The following is a 17,751-nucleotide window of genomic DNA, read 5'->3' on the forward strand; positions in this document are numbered from 1 at the left end:
TGTTAGGGGAGGATTTTTATGAACAAGAATTATTTCTGGTTGGGGATGGCTGCGGGTGCGGTAATCGGCGCAGCAGCATCACTTCTCCATAGCGAAACGCGCGATCAACAAGTGAGACAACTGAAAGGCATCAAGTCGAAGTTGAAATCATCGAACACGTCGACTGAGGCACATGCGGTCGGTCTACAAGCGTCATCGAAAGGCAACTTGAAAGACCGTGTCATGGAATGGAAATCGCTTTACGAAGAAAACCAAGATACGATTCAAAACCTCGTCGAAGACGTGAAAGACTTAGTCGATGCGCTTCAAGAGGCTCGTCATAAAAATCAAATCTAATCACAGGTCCGGTGCATGCGCATCGGACTTTTTTTTATTTACCAAAACCCTCATACACCAATAAAAAAGGGAACGTTCTATCACGTATGAATAAAAATACAATTGACAGAATAAATATGCATATGGTTCAATCATTTTATTCTTCTGAGGAGGTAGAGAGATGATTACGTGTGGCATCGTCGGCGTAACAGGTTATGCCGGTTTGGAATTGTTAAAACTGATCGAGCAACATCCGACTATCCGTTTAGAAAAAGCAATCAGCGACTCGAGCGCCGGGATGACCTTGTCGGAACTATATCCGTGGTTACAAGCGGATCCAAAAATACTTGAACCGTTTCAAGCAGACGCCCTAGCTGGGATTGATGTGGTATTCCTTGCGACTCCGAGCGGCGTGTCTGCTGACTATATTCGACAGTTAGCATCTTTTCCTGGAGTGGTCATCGATTTGAGTGGGGACTTGCGATTACCGTCTGATGCATACGAAACGTGGTACGGGAAGCCGCCTGTTACCGAATCGATTCAACGAGAAGCTGTCTATGGATTGACCGAGTGGAATCGAGAGTTGCTGACGGGAGCAAAATGGATTTCAAATCCAGGTTGTTATGCGACCGCTGTCTCACTCGCGTTATTGCCGTTCGTTCAGCACGATTGGATCGACCCGGCACACATCGTGGTTTCGGCCTGCTCCGGCATCACGGGCGCTGGCAAAGGATTGAGTGAGAAGACCCATCATGCCAAATCGAATGAGAATGTGCAGTTATATAAGATTCATTCGCATCAGCACATCCCTGAAATCGAACAGACCTTGTACCACATGGGTGGCGCAGAAGCGACAGTCTCGATGTCGACCCACTTGCTGCCGATTAATCGCGGGATCATGGCGACAATCACGGTTCTACCGAACGATGACGTGTCAGAGGATGAATGGGTGAAGCGTCTTCAAGCCGCATATATGGATGAACCGTTCATTCGAGTGCAGCAGGGAGAGCCGGAAATCAAATCGGCGGTCGGTTCGAATTACTGCGACCTCTGGGTGTACAAAGAAGAACGGACGCATCGACTGACTATCGTATCGGTCATCGACAATATGCAAAAAGGGGCGGCCGGGCAAGCCCTTCAAAATGCGAACGTTCGATTCGGATTCGATGAGACGCTCGGACTATTGAATCAACCACAATACATTTAGGAGGATGAAGCATGATCGACATCATGGCGACCCAAAAACCGGGCATCGTATCACCGAAAGGATTTCAAGCGTGCGGCATTCATGCGGGACTAAAACGAAAACGGAAAGATTTGGCGCTGCTCGTTTGTGAACGACTAGCGAGCGCGGCGGCCGTCTACACGACAAACCACTTTCAAGCCGCACCGATTCAAGTGACAAAAGCGTCATTAGCCGAAACAAACGGCTATCTTCGAGCCGTGTTAATCAATAGCGGGAACGCGAACGCCTGTACAGGTGAACAAGGGCTAAAGGACGCCTACACGATGCGCGACATGACGGCAAAACATATAGGTGTAAAACCGGAAGAAGTGGCCATCGCTTCAACGGGCGTCATCGGTCAACCGCTTCCGATGGTCCCGCTCATAAACGGGATTGGTCATCTGCAACCGTCCAAGACATGGAAAGATGGACAATCGTTCGCTGAAGCCATTTTGACAACAGATACCGGGACGAAACAAACTAGTGTCCATTACAAAGAAGGGGAAGCGACCGTGACGATCTCAGGCGTCGCCAAAGGGTCGGGGATGATTCACCCGAATATGGCAACGATGCTCGGGTTTGTGACGACAGATGCGGTCATCGCACCGGAACTGTTGCAGCAGACATTAAAGAAAAGCGTCGACGCCTCGTTCAATAACATCACGGTGGACGGGGACAGCTCGACAAACGATATGGTCCTCGTCATGGCGAGCGGGGCAGTAGAAATGGAAGAAATCAAAGAGGGGACTTCCGCACACATCGCGTTCCAACAGGCTTTGACAGATGTATGTTTAGAGCTTGCCAAAGCGATTGCAAAAGATGGGGAAGGAGCGACGAAACTCATAGAAGTGAATGTCAGTGGCGCAACATCCGACCAACAAGCCAGAACGATTGCCAAGCAAATCGTCGGGTCCTCTCTGGTGAAGACAGCGGTATATGGACAGGATGCCAACTGGGGACGAATCATTGCTGCAATCGGCGCCGTCCCGTTCCCTGTGAACGTGGAGGCGATCGATATTCAAATAGGGAGTCAACTTGTTTTAAAGGACAGTACGCCTGTCTGGTTTGATGAGGCGTATGCGACCGAAGAGATGAGTCGGGACGTCGTCACCATCACAGTCGACTTGCATGGCGGGGAAGGGTTCGGTCAGGCATACGGATGTGACTTAACCTACGACTACGTCAAAATCAATGCGAGTTACCGGACATGAAGAAGCGGAAAGTCATCAAACTTGGGGGCAGTGTCTGGGAGTCGATGACACCTTCGTACTTTGAAGAGTGGCGAGGATGGATGGAAGAAGGAAATGATTTGCTCATCGTACATGGAGGTGGACCGAAACTATCGGCTTATTGCATGTCTCAACAAATTGAACCGTTGTTCTTGGCCGGACGTCGCGTGACGACAGATGAGGTGTTGATTGGTGCTTGGCGTGTGTTGGCAGGAGAAATGCAGACGAACGTCGTGTCGACATTGGCTCGATATGACCTCGATGCGTTTGGTTTATCGGGGGTCGACGGGAGTGCGATTTTCGGTCAACCTCTGAATGGACTTGGGAAAGTCGGTGAGGTGATTTCGATTCGAAATGACGTGTTCGAACGGCTGATGGATTCCGGACATGTTCCGGTTGTGACATCGGTGATTGCCGGCGCGGAAGGACCGCTGAACTGTAATGGCGATGATTGTGCGGTGGCACTTGCTATTTCGTTACAAGCGGATGAATTGGAACTATTGACCGATGTGAACGGTATTCGCATACACGGTGAATTTCAGACGACGCTAACTGAACGGGACATTCGAGAAGCCATCGCATCTGGAGAAATTGATGGAGGGATGGTGCCGAAAGTAGAGGCGCTATTGGCAGCAGTGGCAGGAGGGGTAAAAAGTGCCCGCATCCGAGATGGTCGTGACGCGACGCTCGCAGGGACAAGATTATGGGAGGGGAACTATGAATTCGCTTTTACCGACATACGGGAAACGAACGATTGAGATCGCGCAGGCGAGCGGGTCGTACGTGACGGATGTTTCAGGAAAGACGTACTTAGACTTTGTGATGGGCATTGCCGTATGTGGGACGGGGCATCGTCATCCATACGTGCAACAGAAAATTGAAGAACAATTGAACCGGGTGTGGCATACATCCAACCTCTATTTGATATCTGGTCAGCAACGTGTCGCTGAAAAGTTGACGGAAGGAACACATCTGACGCATGCCTTCTTTTGTAACAGTGGGACAGAAGCGAATGAGGCGGCCTTTAAGTTAGTCCGAAAGTGGACGCAGAAAACAAAAATCATCACATTCACGCAGTCGTTTCACGGACGTACATTCGCTATGCTCGGGGCGACTGGTCAAGAGAAGGTGAAACATGGATTTGGACCGATGGTGAGTGACTTTATTCATGCACCGTTCAACGATATAGAGGCTCTTGACTGGATCGATGATGAGACGTCTGCTGTTTGGCTCGAGATCGTACAAGGTGAAGGCGGTGTGGTCGTCGCGGATCCCCTGTGGTTGCAGGCCTTACAGGAAGCAGCTGACAAATACGATGTCAAAATCGTCGTCGATGAAGTGCAGACCGGCATCGCGCGTACAGGGACACGTTTCGCATACGAACAAACACCGCTCCGTCCTCATATCATCACGTTAGCGAAAGGATTGGGGAGTGGCATTCCGGTCGGCGCAATATTGACGACGGCGGAAGCGGCGACGGTCTTTGGTCCTGGGAGTCACGGTTCGACCTTCGGTGGAAATCCAGTGGCGATGGCTGCGGCAGAAGCGACACTCGATGTCCTCTTCACACCCGAGTCTTTTAAGCATGTCACAGACATGGGAGATTATTTGAAAGAAGGACTCAGTCGCTTCGTGGATGGAGAACGTTTCGTCGAAGTGAGAGGACTTGGGCTGATGATTGGGCTTGTCTCGACAGAACCGGTAGCAGACTGGGTCACAGAATTGGCAGAGGCGGGTTTATTGGTCGTCATGGCGGGGCCGCACGTCATCCGCTTCCTGCCTTCACTACTGGTCACGAAATCGGAGATTGACGAAGCATTGACGAAACTTGAACAAATCTTACAGAAGGAGGGCGTCGTATGAACGGAAGCATCAGCTTAATGAACGGGAAGTACTTTACAGGAACATGGGAGACGAGTGCGCGACACGCAAGTGGTGAAGTCGTGTTCTTCACCGGGATGACGGGCTATCAAGAAGTGTTGACCGACCCGTCATATGCTGGACAGATCATCGCGTTCACTTATCCGCTGATCGGACAATATGGACTGGAATCAGACGGGAGCGAAAGTGCTCGCATTCAAGTGGCCGGCGTCCTCGTGCAATCACTTGCCGATTCTGGGGATCAGTCTGACTTAAAGGATTGGTTAGAGCAGGAAGGGATTCCGGTTCTGTCACAAGTCGATGTGCGTGCACTCGTTCATGTGTTGCGTGATGAAGGCGATCAGTTTGGAATGATGGCAGCGGACATACATGAAACGTTGGAAGTTCCAGATGTTCGTCATCTAACAGAGCGCGTCACAACAACGTCTATCGTTCAGGAAGGGAACGGAGAGAAAGGGCATATCGTCTGTCTCGACTTCGGGGTGAAGGCGTCGATGATTGGTGAAATGGTGAAACGTGGGTATCGTTTGACGAGTGTTCCGTACCAGACGTCAAAAGAGGTCGTCGAGGCATTGCGACCGGATGGGATTTTAGTATCGAACGGGCCCGGGGACCCGCGAGACCACATGGGGCAGATTGAAGTCATCCGGGAATTGGCGTTATCGTATCCGACCCTCGGGATTTGTATGGGGCATCAACTGCTCGCGCTCGCGTTCGGTTGCAAGATTGAAAAGCAAACATACGGACATCGTGGCTCGAATCACCCGGTCCGAAACGTCAAGACGAACGAAGTATGGATGACGTCGCAAAATCACGGTTATGTGGTCGCGCGTATGAGTATCGAACAGAGCCCGCTTGAACTGCTTTATGAGAACGTGAACGATCACTCGGTGGAAGGGTTGATTCATCCGAATGCATCCATTTTCACGACACAGTTCCATCCGGAGGCGAGTCCCGGACCAACGGACGCGCAGTCCGTCTTCGACCGTTTTGATGATATGATTCAGCAAGGAGTGAACGCGTATGCATAAAAAAGTACTCGTTATCGGATCGGGACCCATCGTGATTGGGCAGGCCGCAGAGTTTGATTATTCCGGAACGCAGGCGTGTCAGGCGCTTCGTGAAGCCGGTTGTGAAGTCGTCTTATTGAACTCCAATCCTGCCACAATCATGACGGACCCAGGAATGGCGGACGCGACGTATATTGAGGCGATGACCGTTCAAAAAGCGACCGAGATCATTGAAAAAGAACGTCCGACGCACGTCCTTGCGACGGTCGGTGGACAGACGGCGTTGAACTTGGCTCTTGATCTCGAGGAAGCTGGCGTGTTGACCCAATATGGAATCGAACTGCTCGGTACATCACTCGACACGATTCGTGACGGGGAAGACCGTGAGCGGTTCAAGCAAAAGATGGAGCTGTTGAACGAGCCGATTCCGACATCGACGACGATTGAGACGATTGAAGAACTGACAGCTTTCATTGAGACGACCGGTGTTCCGCTCATCGTTCGTCCGGCGTTCACGCTCGGTGGGACCGGCGGTGGGATTGCGATGACGGAGGATGAGGCGTATACGATGGCGCGTCGGGGTCTTGAGGCAAGCCCGATCTCACAATGTTTGGTCGAGAAGAGCATCGCTGGCTATAAAGAATTTGAATATGAGGTCATGCGTGACGCGCTCGGAACGTGCATCATCGTCTGCAACATGGAAAATATCGATCCGGTCGGTGTGCATACGGGGGACTCCGTCGTGTTCGCTCCGGCCCAAACCTTATCGGACCAAATGCATCAGACGTTACGGAGCGCTGCGTTTCGAATCGTCTCCGAACTCGGTGTGATTGGTGGATGTAACATTCAGTTCGCGGTGCATCCGACGAAGTCAGAGTACTACGTGATTGAAGTCAATCCTCGTGTCTCTCGGAGCTCGGCACTCGCGTCAAAAGCGACCGGCTATCCGATTGCCAAAATTGCGACACGTCTCGCTTTAGGTGAACCGTTAGATCACTGTATCAATCCAGTCACAACGAATACGATGGCGAGCTTTGAACCGGCACTTGATTACATTACGGCGAAAGTACCATGTTTCCCGTTCGACTTGTTCGCGGAAACAGAACGCGCACTCGGACCACAGATGAAGGCGACCGGTGAGAGTATGGCGATGGGGAAAACGTTAGAAGAAGCGTTACAGAAGGCATGGCGTGGTGCCGGAATCGAACAGGCACCGCTTTATCCGAAGTGGATGCAGGGAGCCACAGTCGACGTTTTGATGGGCGAAGTCGAGGCGCCGACCGATCGTAGATTGCACGCTTGTCTCGCTTTGCTCGACCGTGAGTTGATGTCGGCCTATGCATTACAGCAGATTACGGGCATCACCCCTCACTTCATTCACATGTTAAAACGACTCATTCAGATGATGAAGGAAGATTTGACGAATCCGGTCCAGTTGCTTCAAGCGAAGCGACTTGGGTTCACGGACGCGCAAATTGCCGCCGTGATGCATATGCAAACCGAGGAAATCAAGGCGTTCCGAGAGGCGGCCTCGATTCAACCGGTATATCAGATGATTGATACGTGTGCGGCCGAGTTCGAAAGTAAGACCCCGTATTTTTACGGTTCATGGCACGGAACGTCCGAAGTGAAGCCGAGTGAAAAACGGAAGGTTGCCATCATTGGGGCAGGTCCGATTCGAATCGGACAGGGCATCGAGTTCGATTACAGTTCGGTTCATGCGGTCTGGGCACTTCAAAAACTTGGTATCGAAACGATTATGATCAACAACAACCCGGAGACCGTATCGACGGACTTCTCGATTGCGGACAAACTGTATGTCGAACCGCTGACGAGTGAAGATGTCATGCACGTGTTAGAAGCGGAAGGGTGCCGCGATGTCTTAATCCAGTTCGGTGGACAGACGGGTATTGCACTCGCTCATGATTTAGAAGCGGCGGGGTATCACTTGCTCGGTGCATCCGCAGACACCATCGACCAAATGGAAGACCGGGAACGTTTCTATCAATTCCTTGATTCGATTGAAGTCGAACACATCCCGGGTGAAGAAGTCACTTCCCCGACGCAGTTGCAGGAAGCGATCCAACAGTTAGGCTACCCATGTATCTTGCGCCCGTCCTACGTGATTGGAGGAAAGGGCATGTTACTCATTCATTCAGAGGAACAGTTAGCAGAGGTGTTACCGAACCTTGCCTATCCAACGCTAGTCGACCAATATGTCGCAGGGCGTGAGCTTGAAGTGGATTGTGTAACGGACGGGGAAACGGTATATGTGCCCGTCGTCCTAGAACAAATCGAAGCGGCGGGTGTCCATTCCGGAGACTCGACGATGATCTTGCCGCCGGTCGAGACGAGTCTGGCGATTCAAGAGCAAGTGGAGTCGATTGCGAAACGAATCGGACAGGCGCTCGATTATAAAGGAGCTCTGAACATTCAGTTCGTGTTGAAGGAAGACACGATCTACGTCCTTGAAATCAATCCGCGTGCGTCGCGGACTGTGCCGATTGTCAGCAAAGTGACAGGTGAGCCGTTAATCGAATGGGCGACCTACGCGGCGTACGGTCTCGCATTGAACGATTTCGTTCCGACACATCCCTCGAGATTGACAAACTATGCGGTAAAGACTCCGATCTTCTCGAACGTCAAACTGCCAGGCGTAGACCCGATGACAGGTCCGGTCATGCGTTCGACAGGCGAGACACTTCAATTCAGTTCACATTCATATGTGCCGGAGCGCTTTACGTATGATGCGGTGACAACACGGGTGATGAATCGTCCGCAAATCGTATTCGGGAAAGGGTTTGAACACGTCGGGGATACACCACTCGCAGACGTCAGTGATTTTCAAGATGTCGCCGTATTGTTCTCGGATGCGGCTGACGAACGAGCAACACGTGAAATCGCCGTTCGCCATGGGGTGCATATCATTTCGTCCAAACAGTTAGCTCAGTATTATCAGATGAGTCAGTCACGGACCGGCAATCCGGTTCAGTCGTTGCAATCCATTCAAATGAGAGAGGGAGTAGCCAAATGACAGTGAAGACGATACAACATTTTTTAACGATGGAGGAATTGACACCGGATACGCTCGATTCGTTGATGCAATTGGCACACGAAGTGAAACGTTCACCTCAATCTTATGCAACGGTGCTGACAGGGAAGAAAGTCGCATTGCTATTTGAAAAGGCATCGACACGGACGCGTATGTCATTTGAAGTCGGGGTGGTCGAATTAGGTGGATACCCACTCTTTCTCAGCGGTCAAGATTTGCAAATCGGGCGTGGTGAACCGTTGACGGATACGATTCAAGTGATGAGTCGGTATGTGGACGCACTCATGATTCGAACGTATGCGCATGAAACGGTGGAGACGTTGGCACAACACGGGTCAATCCCAATCATCAATGGATTGACGGACTTGCATCATCCGTGCCAAGTGCTCGCGGATTTATTGACGATTGAAGAGCGGTTCGGGAGTCGTACCGGAAAGGTGTTGACGTATATCGGAGACGGCAATAATATGGCACATTCGCTTATGATCGGTGGGGCACTGAGTGGGATGCATATCCGCATCGCCTCACCAAACGGATACACCGTTGATCAAGGCATTTATGAGAAAGCGAAGAAGTTGGCTGAATCAACGGGAGGAAGCATCGCGTTGTTCGAAAACCCATCGCTTGCTGTGAACGAGGCGGATATTGTCTACACGGATGTATTTGCGAGCATGGGGCAGGAGGGAGAAGCAGAGGAGCGGCTGATGAAGTTTAACGGTTTTCAAGTGAATGAAGAGTTGATGGCACTTGCGAACCCCGACGCCATCTTCCTTCACTGTTTGCCGGCGCATCGCGGGGAAGAAGTGACGGCTGAGGTGATCGATGGACCGCAGTCATGGGTGTTCGATCAAGCCGAGAATCGTTTACATGCACAAAAAGCACTGATGCTGACATTGCTAACGTAACAACAAAGGGTGACACGCCACGTGTCACCCTTTGTTGTTATAAGAACCTTGCCAATAATCCAAAGACGGCCAGTCCGATAATGATGTAGAAAAACCACTTTCCATCCCCGGAATGAATGACAGGGGGCGTGTACGAACGTTGCTTATACTTCCCGTAGCGCATCGGGCGCGTATACGGGACGGTGAAACGTGAGAGTGGGATGGCAAGTAAGAATCCTGCCAAGAAGCCGTACACATGTCCCCAAAGAGAAACGTTCGAACCAATCAATGTGAAGACGGCACTGATGGCGACGAAGATGTAGACCAAGCGGGCATCTTGGCTGTACATCAACGTGCGACGGAAACGACCGATGAATACGTAGAATCCGAGAATGGCCAAGATGGCGCCTGACGCCCCGGCCTGTAGATAAAACAAGTTGCTGACAGTGAAATACGTGAGCAGGTTGGCGAGCGCTCCAGCGAATACATAAAACAAGGCAAATTTCACGTGTCCGACCATTCGTTCCATCGCTGGTCCGAAGATGATCAGTGCGAACGAGTTGAACAGCAAGTGACCGAGACTCAAATGAATGAAGTTGGCCGTGACCAAGCGGTACCATTGTCCGTCCGCGAGTGCCAAATGGAACGACCCTCCCGTCGCCACGATTCGTAAACCAGGTGCGAAAGAATCGATGACAAACACAAGGAGTTGGATTACAATGAACAGCGTTACGAGTGGATATGCCCGTACAAACGTTTGAACATTTTCCGTACGACTAAACATAACATCACCTCTTTCCTCAATTGTATAAGGAAACGGGGAGAAAAGGAAAGGAGCGAGTGTCCCGTGATTGTAGGAATTGGAGTCGATATCGTCGAGCTTGATCGGATGGCTCGCTCGATGAAACAACCACGTTTTTTAAAACGGCTGCTCACCGATGCGGAATATGAATTGTCTCAACAGTATCCGCTCCCGCGTCAAATCGAGTTTGTCTCGGGTCGCTTTGCTGCAAAAGAAGCTTACGCCAAGGCAATCGGGACTGGCATCGCACACGGGTTATCGTGGCGTCATATTGAAATTTTACCGGATGAGACGGGTCGACCTGTCATGACCGCACCGTTTACGGGGAAGATTCATGTCAGCATCAGCCATAGTCAAACATACGCCATCGCACAAGTCATCTTAGAAGAGGAGGGACACCATGTTTCGTCCTAGTCGAATCGAGATTGATCGGGCGTCCATCGCCCATAATATAAAAGAATTAACGAAACGAATTCCGCAGGACCTCATGGCAGTCGTCAAAGCGAACGCCTACGGACACGGGGCCGTCGAAGTGGCGAAAATTGCCCTTGAGAACGGAGCGACGATGCTCGGGGTCGCGTTACTCGAGGAAGCGCTCGAACTCCGCGATGCGGGAATCGAAGCACCGATTCTCGTCATGGAAGCGCAATTCCCTGAATATGCCGGAGTGGCGGCAGAACAGGAAATCACGTTGTCCGTATTTTCTGCCGAATGGTTACGAGAGGCAGCTCCATATATAGAAGAAAAGCCGTTGACGGTTCATATCAAAGTCGATACCGGGATGGGACGCCTCGGACTTCGTACCCGTGAACAGTTGGATGCCTTACTTGAAGAAGCGACCGATTCGTTTGTGGTGGAAGGAATCTATACCCACTTCGCAACGGCGGATGAGCTCGATAGCAATCTGTATTATACACAGCAAGAGCGGTTCGAGCGTTTGATGGATGGGCTCCACGAGCGGTTCCGCTATATCCATACGTCGAACTCGGCCGGTGCAATCCGAATGGCCGGACAAGATGTTCCTTATAATCTGGTTCGTGTCGGCATCGCGCTCTATGGGTTATATCCGTCACGTGAGATGGAGACGTTCTATTCGTTCCTGCGCCCGGCCTTCACGCTAAAAAGTCAGCTCATGCAGGTGAAGCGGCTAGAGGCAGGTCAGACCATCAGTTACGGTGCGACGTATACAACGTCAGCCGATGAATGGATTGGTACCGTTCCAGTCGGATATGCGGACGGGTGGTTACGAAAGGCGAGCGGGTTTGAAGTGGAGGTCAATGGGATTCGTTGTCCGATCGTGGGACGCGTCTGTATGGACCGTTTCATGATCCGGCTTCCAAAAGAGTTTCCGGTCGGGACGGACGTGACCCTTGTCGGTGGAAACGTCGCCATTGATGAACTCGCCTCATATCTTGGGACGATCAACTATGAGATCGTTTGCCAATTCACGAGCCGATTGCCACGTCTTTATGTGTGAATCATAAATCGTGTGAAATTATCTGAATTCTTTCTCGATTTCTCTATATTTTCCCATTCCCGCGTGTTATATTGATAAAGAACGCGGGAGAATTTCCGCCAGTCCATGAAACGATTCTGGAGGTGTAAGATGTTGAAGCAGCGAACTGCGGGTGCGCTAGCGTCCGTCCCAGATCGGTTCTCGCAACAAGGGGGTCCGATTTCGATGAAAGACCGTGAAACACTGTCCTTGAACGATGTAGTGACATACTTGTCTAAAGAAATTGCTGATCGACAACAAACACTGCGTGAAGAATTGGCGAAAGGCTATCAAGAGATGGCCGCGTTTAACTTGAATATGGCAGAAGAGATGCTAATGATTGAAACCGAAGCCGAACACGCTCTCTTACGTCAAGTAAGTGGGGTGTGAGCAGCGTGATCGTAAAGCGTGGTGACGTGTTTTATGCGAATCTGTCGCCCGTAGTCGGCTCAGAGCAAGGTGGCGTTCGACCCGTTCTGATCGTACAGAACGACATCGGCAATCGCTTTAGCCCGACCGTCATTGTCGCTGCGATTACAGCTCAGATTCAAAAAGCAAAACTGCCGACTCATGTGGAAGTATATCAAGAGAAGCACGGACTCGAACGAGACTCTGTGATTTTGCTTGAACAGATTCGAACGATTGATAAGCGTCGTCTGACGGATAAAGTCACTCATCTCGATGATGAGACGATGCATAAAGTGGACAGAGCGCTAGAGATCAGTATGGGATTGATCCCTCTCTAGCCTTACATAGATAAGACTGGTACATAGGTATCGGTCTTTTTTTAAACTTTTTTTAAAAAGTGGTTTAAGATTTTGTCAGAGGGGAATTTAATTTAATCGTACTCAATTTTTCTGTACGGACATTTAGGAGGGAATAGACGATGGATTTAGCGATTCGCGAGCAAGTCATTGGAGAACAATTACACCTTTACGTATCCGGAGAAGTGGATACATATACTGCACCAAAATTGAAAGAAGTATTGCATCCGGCCATCAGTGAACAAGATGTGGTCGTTCATTTAGACGAAGTGGAGTATATGGATTCGACAGGTCTTGGCGTGTTCGTCGGGGCATTAAAAATTGCCACGCGCAACGAAAAAGAGTTGTCACTTGTCGGAGTCACAGACCGAGTCAATCGTCTATTCGAATTGACGGGTCTTCACAAACTTCTTTCTATTAATTCGAACGTAAGAGGTGGCACGCAATGAACAATGTTGAACAGACGGTCATGACGTTCCCGGCCAAACCCGAATATGTCGGTGTGGTTCGATTAGTCGTTTCAGGAATCGCTAACCGTATGGGATATACGTACGACGAGATCGAAGATATTAAAATCGCGGTCTCGGAAGCATGTGGCAACGCCGTCCAACATGCTTATGACGATCATCAAGATGGAGAGGTCAAACTCGCTTGTGGCGTCTATGCAGATCGTCTTGAAATCACGATTGAGGATTCCGGCAAGACGTTCGCAGATGATGTGAAGCGTCAAGCCGCTCCGGTCGAAGAAACGACCGAAATTGAATCGCTCCATGAAGGAGGACTTGGTCTCTTCTTGATCGAAGCATTAATGGACGATGTCTCGATCAATAAAGACAGCGGTGTCAAAGTGACGATGACAAAACTCCTCAATAGGGACGAGGTGGATCAGAGTGCCAGCAAAATCTCAACAACGCCATCACAGTGATGACGAGGTACTAGAGTGGATTGAACGCTATCAACAAGACGATCAAAACGAAGAAGTGCAAATGCTCCTCATCAACCGCTATTCTGACCTCGTTGAAGCACTCGCGCGTAAATTCTCGCGTGGCCGTGCGATTCACGACGATCTTGTGCAAGTTGGGATGATTGGGTTACTGGCGGCACTTCGTCGATTTGACCCGGAATTTGGTCGTAGCTTCGAGTCATTTGCTGTCCCGACCATCATCGGCGAAATCAAACGATTTATTCGCGACAAGACGTGGAGTGTCCACGTACCGCGTCGAATCAAAGAACTCGGACCAAAGATTAAAAAGACGGTCGAAGAGTTGACGACCGAATTACAACGTTCGCCACGAATCGATGAGATTGCCGACCACCTTGGCGTGTCCGATGAAGAAATTCTCGAAACGCTCGAGATGGGCAAAAGTTATCAAGCCTTGTCGGTTGATAGTTCAATCGAAGCGGATAACGAAGGTAGTACGGTCACATTACTCGACTTGGTCGGTAGCCAAGAGCGCGGGTATGAATCGGTCGACCAGCGTCTCATTCTAGAAAAGGCATTCAATGTCTTAAACGAGCGTGAACGCGCCATCTTGGAATGCGCCTACTATAAGAATATGAGTCAAAAAGAGACAGGAGAACTTCTTGGAATCTCGCAGATGCATGTGTCCCGTTTGCAACGACGAGCACTCGAAAAGCTGCGTGAAGCCATCAAGGTCCCACTCAATGAAGTATTCTTAAGCGATGACTAATCGAGTCATCGCTTTTTTGTTTGAATGTTTGCTACACTTTGAAAGAGATCAAAAAAGGAAGTGATTCAAGTGATTACGAAAGTGGCTAACGCGTTAAACTTGAAAGTGAACCAAGTCGAGACGGTTCAGCAGCTCGCATCTGAAGGGGCAACGATACCGTTCATGGCCCGTTATCGGAAGGAAATGACGGGGAATTTGGACGAAGTTGAAATTAAAGGAATCTTGGATGCTCTTCAATATGAAGAGAGCCTGCAAAAACGCAAGGCGGATGTCCTGGCTAAATTAGAAGAGTTGGAAAAAAACACGCCTGAACTAACGAAAGCGTTAGAGGCGGCGACAACCCTTCAACAAGTGGAAGACATCTACTTGCCGTATCGTCCAAAACGACGTACGAAAGCAGAACAGGGACGCGAGAAAGGACTGCAGCCGCTTGCGGATTGGTTCCGGGACAAATCACCCTATTCTTCAGACAAGGTAAAAGAACTCGCTCAAGACGTCGAGGTAGAGGAAGCGTTGCCGCTCGTCCATGCCATCATCGGTGAAGAATGGGGAGAGGAAGCGAAACTGCGCCAGATGCTTCGTGACCGCGTACGCAAAGAAGGACTTTTGCGCTCGAAGAAGAAAAAACAAGCGGAAGACGAAAAAGAGATTTTTGCGCAGTATTATGAATATGAAGAGAAGATTGCTGGCATTGTCCCACACCGTGTACTCGCCTTGAACCGTGGGGAACGTACGGACGTGCTCCAGGTGAAAGTAGTGTTCGACGAGACGCGTTTCATGGATCAAGCCCTCCGTACATATGAACGACTTCCGAAAGAAAAACGTGAGGTTGTCGAGACGGCTGTGACGGAGGCGTACAAGAAGTCGGTCTTCCCGGCTATCGAACGGGAGATTCGTGGGGAGTTGACGGAAAAAGCAGAAGAGCAGGCGATCGATGTCTTCTCGAAAAACTTGAAACAACTCTATATGCAGCCGCCCCTTCGCGAGGTCGTCGTCTTAGGGATCGACCCGGCTTATCGAACTGGTTGTAAATGGGCAGTCGTCAATGAAATCGGAAAAGTCGAAGAGGTCGGTGTCTTCTATCCGACGGCACCGAAACATGATATCGCCGGTGCTGAAAAAGTACTGACGAGACTCGCGAAGAAATATCCAATCTCGGTTATCGTCGTCGGAAACGGAACCGCCTCACGGGAGACGGAACAATTCGTCGCCGACTGGTTGAAGAAAGCGGAACGTGATATTGCTTACGCGATTGTGAACGAAGCGGGGGCAAGTGTCTACTCGGCATCGGAAGTCGCACGAAGTGAATTCCCGGATTTGAAAGTTGAGGAACGGTCAGCCGTTTCGATTGCACGTCGAATTCAAGACGCGATGGCGGAACTTGTCAAAGTCGACCCGCAATCAGTCGGTGTCGGACAATATCAGCATGACGTCAGCCAGAATAAACTGAAAGCCTCCTTAGAGTTCGTCGTCGAGAGCGTGGTCAACATGGTCGGAATTGATGTGAACCGTGCTTCCGAGTCTTTATTGACGTACGTCTCAGGACTCAATAAAACGACGGCGAAAAATATTGTGGCATATCGTGAAGAGAATGGACGCTTTGAAACGAGAAAGGAAATTAAGAAAGTACCTCGTCTTGGAGCGAAGGCGTTTGAGCAGGCGGCTGGATTCTTACGGATCATGAACGGGAAGGACGTTCTCGACCAGACAGAGATTCACCCGGAAAGCTATCCGCTCGCGTTATCCATTTTAAAAGAGATCGGATCTTCAAAATCAGAGGTCGGTACGGCTGCGCTTCGAGAACGATTGCAACAAGTCGAAGCTAAAGCCTTGAGTGAAGAACTAGAGGCGGGGCTTCCGACAGTTGAAGACATTTTGAAGTCATTAGCCAAACCAGGGCGTGACCCGCGAGAAGATATCCAGAAACCATTACTACGCACGGACGTCATGAGTCTCGAAGACCTTCAAGTCGGTATGGAATTCCAAGGAACCGTCCGAAATGTCATTGATTTTGGCGCGTTCGTTGACATTGGGGTGAAACAGGATGGTTTGGTCCACATTTCGAAATTATCGAATCGATACGTGAAGCATCCATTAGATGTCGTGGCGGTTGGTGACATCGTGACCGTGTGGATCGAACAAGTCGATGTGAATCGTGGACGGATTAGTTTAACGATGCTTGCACCGAGTGTTAAATAAGAAGAAACTCGTATCAGGTAAAATGTTTTTCATTTTACCTGATTTTTTTTAGAAAAAGTGTTGACGGTCTTTTTGTGCCGTGATATCTTATAGAAGTCGCCGAGAGACGGCACGCGAAATAAACGTTTTTCTAAGAAAGTGATTGACAGGTTTCTGGTTTGCGGTTACAATATAAATCGTTACTTCGATAATTTCAAGCAACGTTCCGCAATAGCTCAGTGGTAGAGCAACCGGCTGTTAACCGGTAGGTCGTAGGTTCAAATCCTACTTGCGGAGCCATTTTATTTTGGAGACGTACCCAAGAGGCTATAAGGGGCTCCCCTGCTAAGGGAGTAGGCTGGGAAACCGGTGCGAGGGTTCGAATCCCTCCGTCTCCGCCACTTAAAATTACTTAGAAGACACATACACTGGCCCGTTGGTCAAGCGGTTAAGACACCGCCCTTTCACGGCGGTAACACGGGTTCGAATCCCGTACGGGTCACCATATATGGAGGATTAGCTCAGCTGGGAGAGCACCTGCCTTACAAGCAGGGGGTCGGCGGTTCGATCCCGTCATCCTCCACCATTTCAAATAAAAACGTAATCTGGTCTTGTGGTGTAGGGGTTAACATGCCTGCCTGTCACGCAGGAGATCGCGGGTTCGAATCCCGTCAAGACCGCCATTTACGTTGGGCTGTAGCCAAGTGGTAAGGCATCGGATTTTGATTCCGACATGCGAAGGTTCGATCCCTTCCAGCCCAGCTTTTTATTTGAGTCATTAGCTCAGTTGGTAGAGCATCTGACTTTTAATCAGAGGGTCGCAGGTTCGAGCCCTGCATGACTCACCATTTTCTTTTTTAACTTTATACGCTGCGGTCGTGGCGGAATCGGTAGACGCGCTAGGTTGAGGGCCTAGTGGTGGTTAACACCGTGGAGGTTCAAGTCCTCTCGACCGCACCATATGCACCCTTAGCTCAGCTGGATAGAGCGTTAGACTACGAATCTAAAGGCCGGGAGTTCGAATCTCTCAGGGTGCACCATTCTTTTTTATGGGCCTATAGCTCAGCCGGTTAGAGCGCACGCCTGATAAGCGTGAGGTCGGTGGTTCGAGTCCACTTAGGCCCACCATTTAAACTGACGAACTTTGAAAACTGAACGATGAGGCAAAAAAAGTTTTACAATTTTTGAATGAAGCGCAAGCTTCGTCAATTTAAGAGCTATATCA

17 protein-coding genes and 10 tRNA genes are annotated in these 17,751 nt (G+C 50.1%); 26 read left to right on the forward strand and 1 reads right to left on the reverse strand.

Annotation, left to right across the window (positions count from 1 at the left end):
- The first annotated feature begins 18 nt into the window (after nt 1-18).
- The 8 genes from KNO78_RS12255 (at nt 19) to argF (ending at nt 9,617) form a co-directional block, all read left to right on the forward strand.
- Nucleotides 19-336 (forward strand): hypothetical protein, encoded by a 318-nt coding sequence (locus KNO78_RS12255; RefSeq protein WP_015880545.1) that lies wholly within the window; start codon nt 19-21, stop codon nt 334-336.
- A 160-nt stretch (nt 337-496) separates the two neighbouring features.
- On the forward strand, nt 497-1,522 hold the full coding sequence (gene argC, locus KNO78_RS12260) for an N-acetyl-gamma-glutamyl-phosphate reductase (protein WP_214691295.1): 1,026 nt from the start codon (nt 497-499) through the stop codon (nt 1,520-1,522).
- A gap of 11 nt (nt 1,523-1,533) precedes the next feature.
- Entirely contained in the window at nt 1,534-2,751 is a 1,218-nt protein-coding gene (argJ, locus tag KNO78_RS12265) for a bifunctional glutamate N-acetyltransferase/amino-acid acetyltransferase ArgJ (RefSeq protein ID WP_214691294.1), read from the forward strand.
- Entirely contained in the window at nt 2,748-3,527 is a 780-nt protein-coding gene (argB, locus tag KNO78_RS12270) for an acetylglutamate kinase (protein WP_214691293.1), read from the forward strand. The genes argJ and argB overlap by 4 nt, the downstream gene beginning before the upstream one ends.
- Nucleotides 3,487-4,632: an acetylornithine transaminase gene (locus tag KNO78_RS12275; RefSeq protein WP_214691292.1), complete on the forward strand. Its 1,146-nt coding sequence runs from the start codon at nt 3,487-3,489 to the stop codon at nt 4,630-4,632. Before argB ends, KNO78_RS12275 begins: the two co-directional genes overlap by 41 nt.
- On the forward strand, nt 4,629-5,681 hold the full coding sequence (locus tag KNO78_RS12280; protein ID WP_214691291.1) for a carbamoyl phosphate synthase small subunit: 1,053 nt from the start codon (nt 4,629-4,631) through the stop codon (nt 5,679-5,681). The genes KNO78_RS12275 and KNO78_RS12280 overlap by 4 nt, the downstream gene beginning before the upstream one ends.
- Nucleotides 5,674-8,694, forward strand: a complete 3,021-nt coding sequence (carB, locus tag KNO78_RS12285) for a carbamoyl-phosphate synthase (glutamine-hydrolyzing) large subunit (protein WP_214691290.1) — start codon at nt 5,674-5,676, stop codon at nt 8,692-8,694. Before KNO78_RS12280 ends, carB begins: the two co-directional genes overlap by 8 nt.
- On the forward strand, nt 8,691-9,617 hold the full coding sequence (argF, locus tag KNO78_RS12290; protein ID WP_214691289.1) for an ornithine carbamoyltransferase: 927 nt from the start codon (nt 8,691-8,693) through the stop codon (nt 9,615-9,617). Before carB ends, argF begins: the two co-directional genes overlap by 4 nt.
- 37 nt (nt 9,618-9,654) lie before the next feature.
- On the opposite strand, the gene KNO78_RS12295 is transcribed toward argF, so the two are convergent.
- Nucleotides 9,655-10,380 (reverse strand): rhomboid family intramembrane serine protease, encoded by a 726-nt coding sequence (locus KNO78_RS12295; RefSeq protein WP_074034859.1) that lies wholly within the window; start codon nt 10,378-10,380, stop codon nt 9,655-9,657.
- A 63-nt stretch (nt 10,381-10,443) separates the two neighbouring features.
- Between KNO78_RS12295 and acpS the strand changes: the two genes are divergently transcribed.
- The 18 genes from acpS (at nt 10,444) to KNO78_RS12385 (ending at nt 17,654) form a co-directional block, all read left to right on the forward strand.
- Entirely contained in the window at nt 10,444-10,812 is a 369-nt protein-coding gene (gene acpS, locus KNO78_RS12300) for a holo-ACP synthase (RefSeq protein WP_074034857.1), read from the forward strand.
- Entirely contained in the window at nt 10,799-11,875 is a 1,077-nt protein-coding gene (alr, locus tag KNO78_RS12305; protein ID WP_214691288.1) for an alanine racemase, read from the forward strand. The genes acpS and alr overlap by 14 nt, the downstream gene beginning before the upstream one ends.
- A gap of 129 nt (nt 11,876-12,004) precedes the next feature.
- Nucleotides 12,005-12,283, forward strand: coding sequence for a hypothetical protein (locus KNO78_RS12310; RefSeq protein ID WP_074034853.1), 279 nt, complete (start codon nt 12,005-12,007; stop codon nt 12,281-12,283).
- A 5-nt stretch (nt 12,284-12,288) separates the two neighbouring features.
- Nucleotides 12,289-12,639, forward strand: a complete 351-nt coding sequence (locus KNO78_RS12315; protein ID WP_026824472.1) for a type II toxin-antitoxin system PemK/MazF family toxin — start codon at nt 12,289-12,291, stop codon at nt 12,637-12,639.
- A 140-nt stretch (nt 12,640-12,779) separates the two neighbouring features.
- Entirely contained in the window at nt 12,780-13,106 is a 327-nt protein-coding gene (locus KNO78_RS12320) for an STAS domain-containing protein (RefSeq protein WP_015880558.1), read from the forward strand.
- Nucleotides 13,103-13,582, forward strand: a complete 480-nt coding sequence (rsbW, locus tag KNO78_RS12325; RefSeq protein ID WP_074034849.1) for an anti-sigma B factor RsbW — start codon at nt 13,103-13,105, stop codon at nt 13,580-13,582. Before KNO78_RS12320 ends, rsbW begins: the two co-directional genes overlap by 4 nt.
- Nucleotides 13,548-14,348, forward strand: a complete 801-nt coding sequence (gene sigB / locus KNO78_RS12330; protein ID WP_214691287.1) for an RNA polymerase sigma factor SigB — start codon at nt 13,548-13,550, stop codon at nt 14,346-14,348. The genes rsbW and sigB overlap by 35 nt, the downstream gene beginning before the upstream one ends.
- Before the next feature lie 69 nt (nt 14,349-14,417).
- Nucleotides 14,418-16,547, forward strand: coding sequence for a Tex family protein (locus KNO78_RS12335; RefSeq protein ID WP_214691286.1), 2,130 nt, complete (start codon nt 14,418-14,420; stop codon nt 16,545-16,547).
- Between the two features lie 204 nt (nt 16,548-16,751).
- Nucleotides 16,752-16,826: transfer RNA gene (locus tag KNO78_RS12340), tRNA-Asn, on the forward strand.
- 9 nt (nt 16,827-16,835) lie between these two features.
- Nucleotides 16,836-16,927, forward strand: a tRNA-Ser gene (locus tag KNO78_RS12345).
- A gap of 29 nt (nt 16,928-16,956) precedes the next feature.
- Nucleotides 16,957-17,031: transfer RNA gene (locus tag KNO78_RS12350), tRNA-Glu, on the forward strand.
- Nucleotides 17,032-17,036: 5 nt separating this feature from the next.
- A tRNA-Val gene (locus KNO78_RS12355) sits at nt 17,037-17,112 on the forward strand.
- 21 nt (nt 17,113-17,133) lie between these two features.
- Nucleotides 17,134-17,209, forward strand: a tRNA-Asp gene (locus KNO78_RS12360).
- A gap of 7 nt (nt 17,210-17,216) precedes the next feature.
- Nucleotides 17,217-17,288: transfer RNA gene (locus tag KNO78_RS12365), tRNA-Gln, on the forward strand.
- A 10-nt stretch (nt 17,289-17,298) separates the two neighbouring features.
- A tRNA-Lys gene (locus tag KNO78_RS12370) sits at nt 17,299-17,374 on the forward strand.
- Between the two features lie 24 nt (nt 17,375-17,398).
- Nucleotides 17,399-17,486 (forward strand) — tRNA-Leu (locus KNO78_RS12375).
- Nucleotides 17,487-17,489: 3 nt separating this feature from the next.
- Nucleotides 17,490-17,566 (forward strand) — tRNA-Arg (locus KNO78_RS12380).
- An 11-nt stretch (nt 17,567-17,577) separates the two neighbouring features.
- Nucleotides 17,578-17,654: transfer RNA gene (locus KNO78_RS12385), tRNA-Ile, on the forward strand.
- The last annotated feature ends 97 nt before the right edge of the window (nt 17,655-17,751 follow it).

The sequence above is a fragment of the Exiguobacterium sp. s132 genome (genome assembly GCF_018617235.1).
GTDB lineage: Bacteria > Bacillota > Bacilli > Exiguobacteriales > Exiguobacteriaceae > Exiguobacterium > Exiguobacterium profundum.

Coding starts and splice junctions, on each gene's coding strand:
- KNO78_RS12255 (WP_015880545.1), top strand. CDS start 19: ATGAACAAGAATTATTTCTGGTTGGGGATGGCTGCGGGTGCGGTAATC.
- argC (WP_214691295.1), top strand. CDS start 497: ATGATTACGTGTGGCATCGTCGGCGTAACAGGTTATGCCGGTTTGGAA.
- argJ (WP_214691294.1), top strand. CDS start 1,534: ATGATCGACATCATGGCGACCCAAAAACCGGGCATCGTATCACCGAAA.
- argB (WP_214691293.1), top strand. CDS start 2,748: ATGAAGAAGCGGAAAGTCATCAAACTTGGGGGCAGTGTCTGGGAGTCG.
- KNO78_RS12275 (WP_214691292.1), top strand. CDS start 3,487: ATGAATTCGCTTTTACCGACATACGGGAAACGAACGATTGAGATCGCG.
- KNO78_RS12280 (WP_214691291.1), top strand. CDS start 4,629: ATGAACGGAAGCATCAGCTTAATGAACGGGAAGTACTTTACAGGAACA.
- carB (WP_214691290.1), top strand. CDS start 5,674: ATGCATAAAAAAGTACTCGTTATCGGATCGGGACCCATCGTGATTGGG.
- argF (WP_214691289.1), top strand. CDS start 8,691: ATGACAGTGAAGACGATACAACATTTTTTAACGATGGAGGAATTGACA.
- KNO78_RS12295 (WP_074034859.1), bottom strand. CDS start 10,380: ATGTTTAGTCGTACGGAAAATGTTCAAACGTTTGTACGGGCATATCCA.
- alr (WP_214691288.1), top strand. CDS start 10,799: ATGTTTCGTCCTAGTCGAATCGAGATTGATCGGGCGTCCATCGCCCAT.
- KNO78_RS12310 (WP_074034853.1), top strand. CDS start 12,005: ATGTTGAAGCAGCGAACTGCGGGTGCGCTAGCGTCCGTCCCAGATCGG.
- KNO78_RS12320 (WP_015880558.1), top strand. CDS start 12,780: ATGGATTTAGCGATTCGCGAGCAAGTCATTGGAGAACAATTACACCTT.
- rsbW (WP_074034849.1), top strand. CDS start 13,103: ATGAACAATGTTGAACAGACGGTCATGACGTTCCCGGCCAAACCCGAA.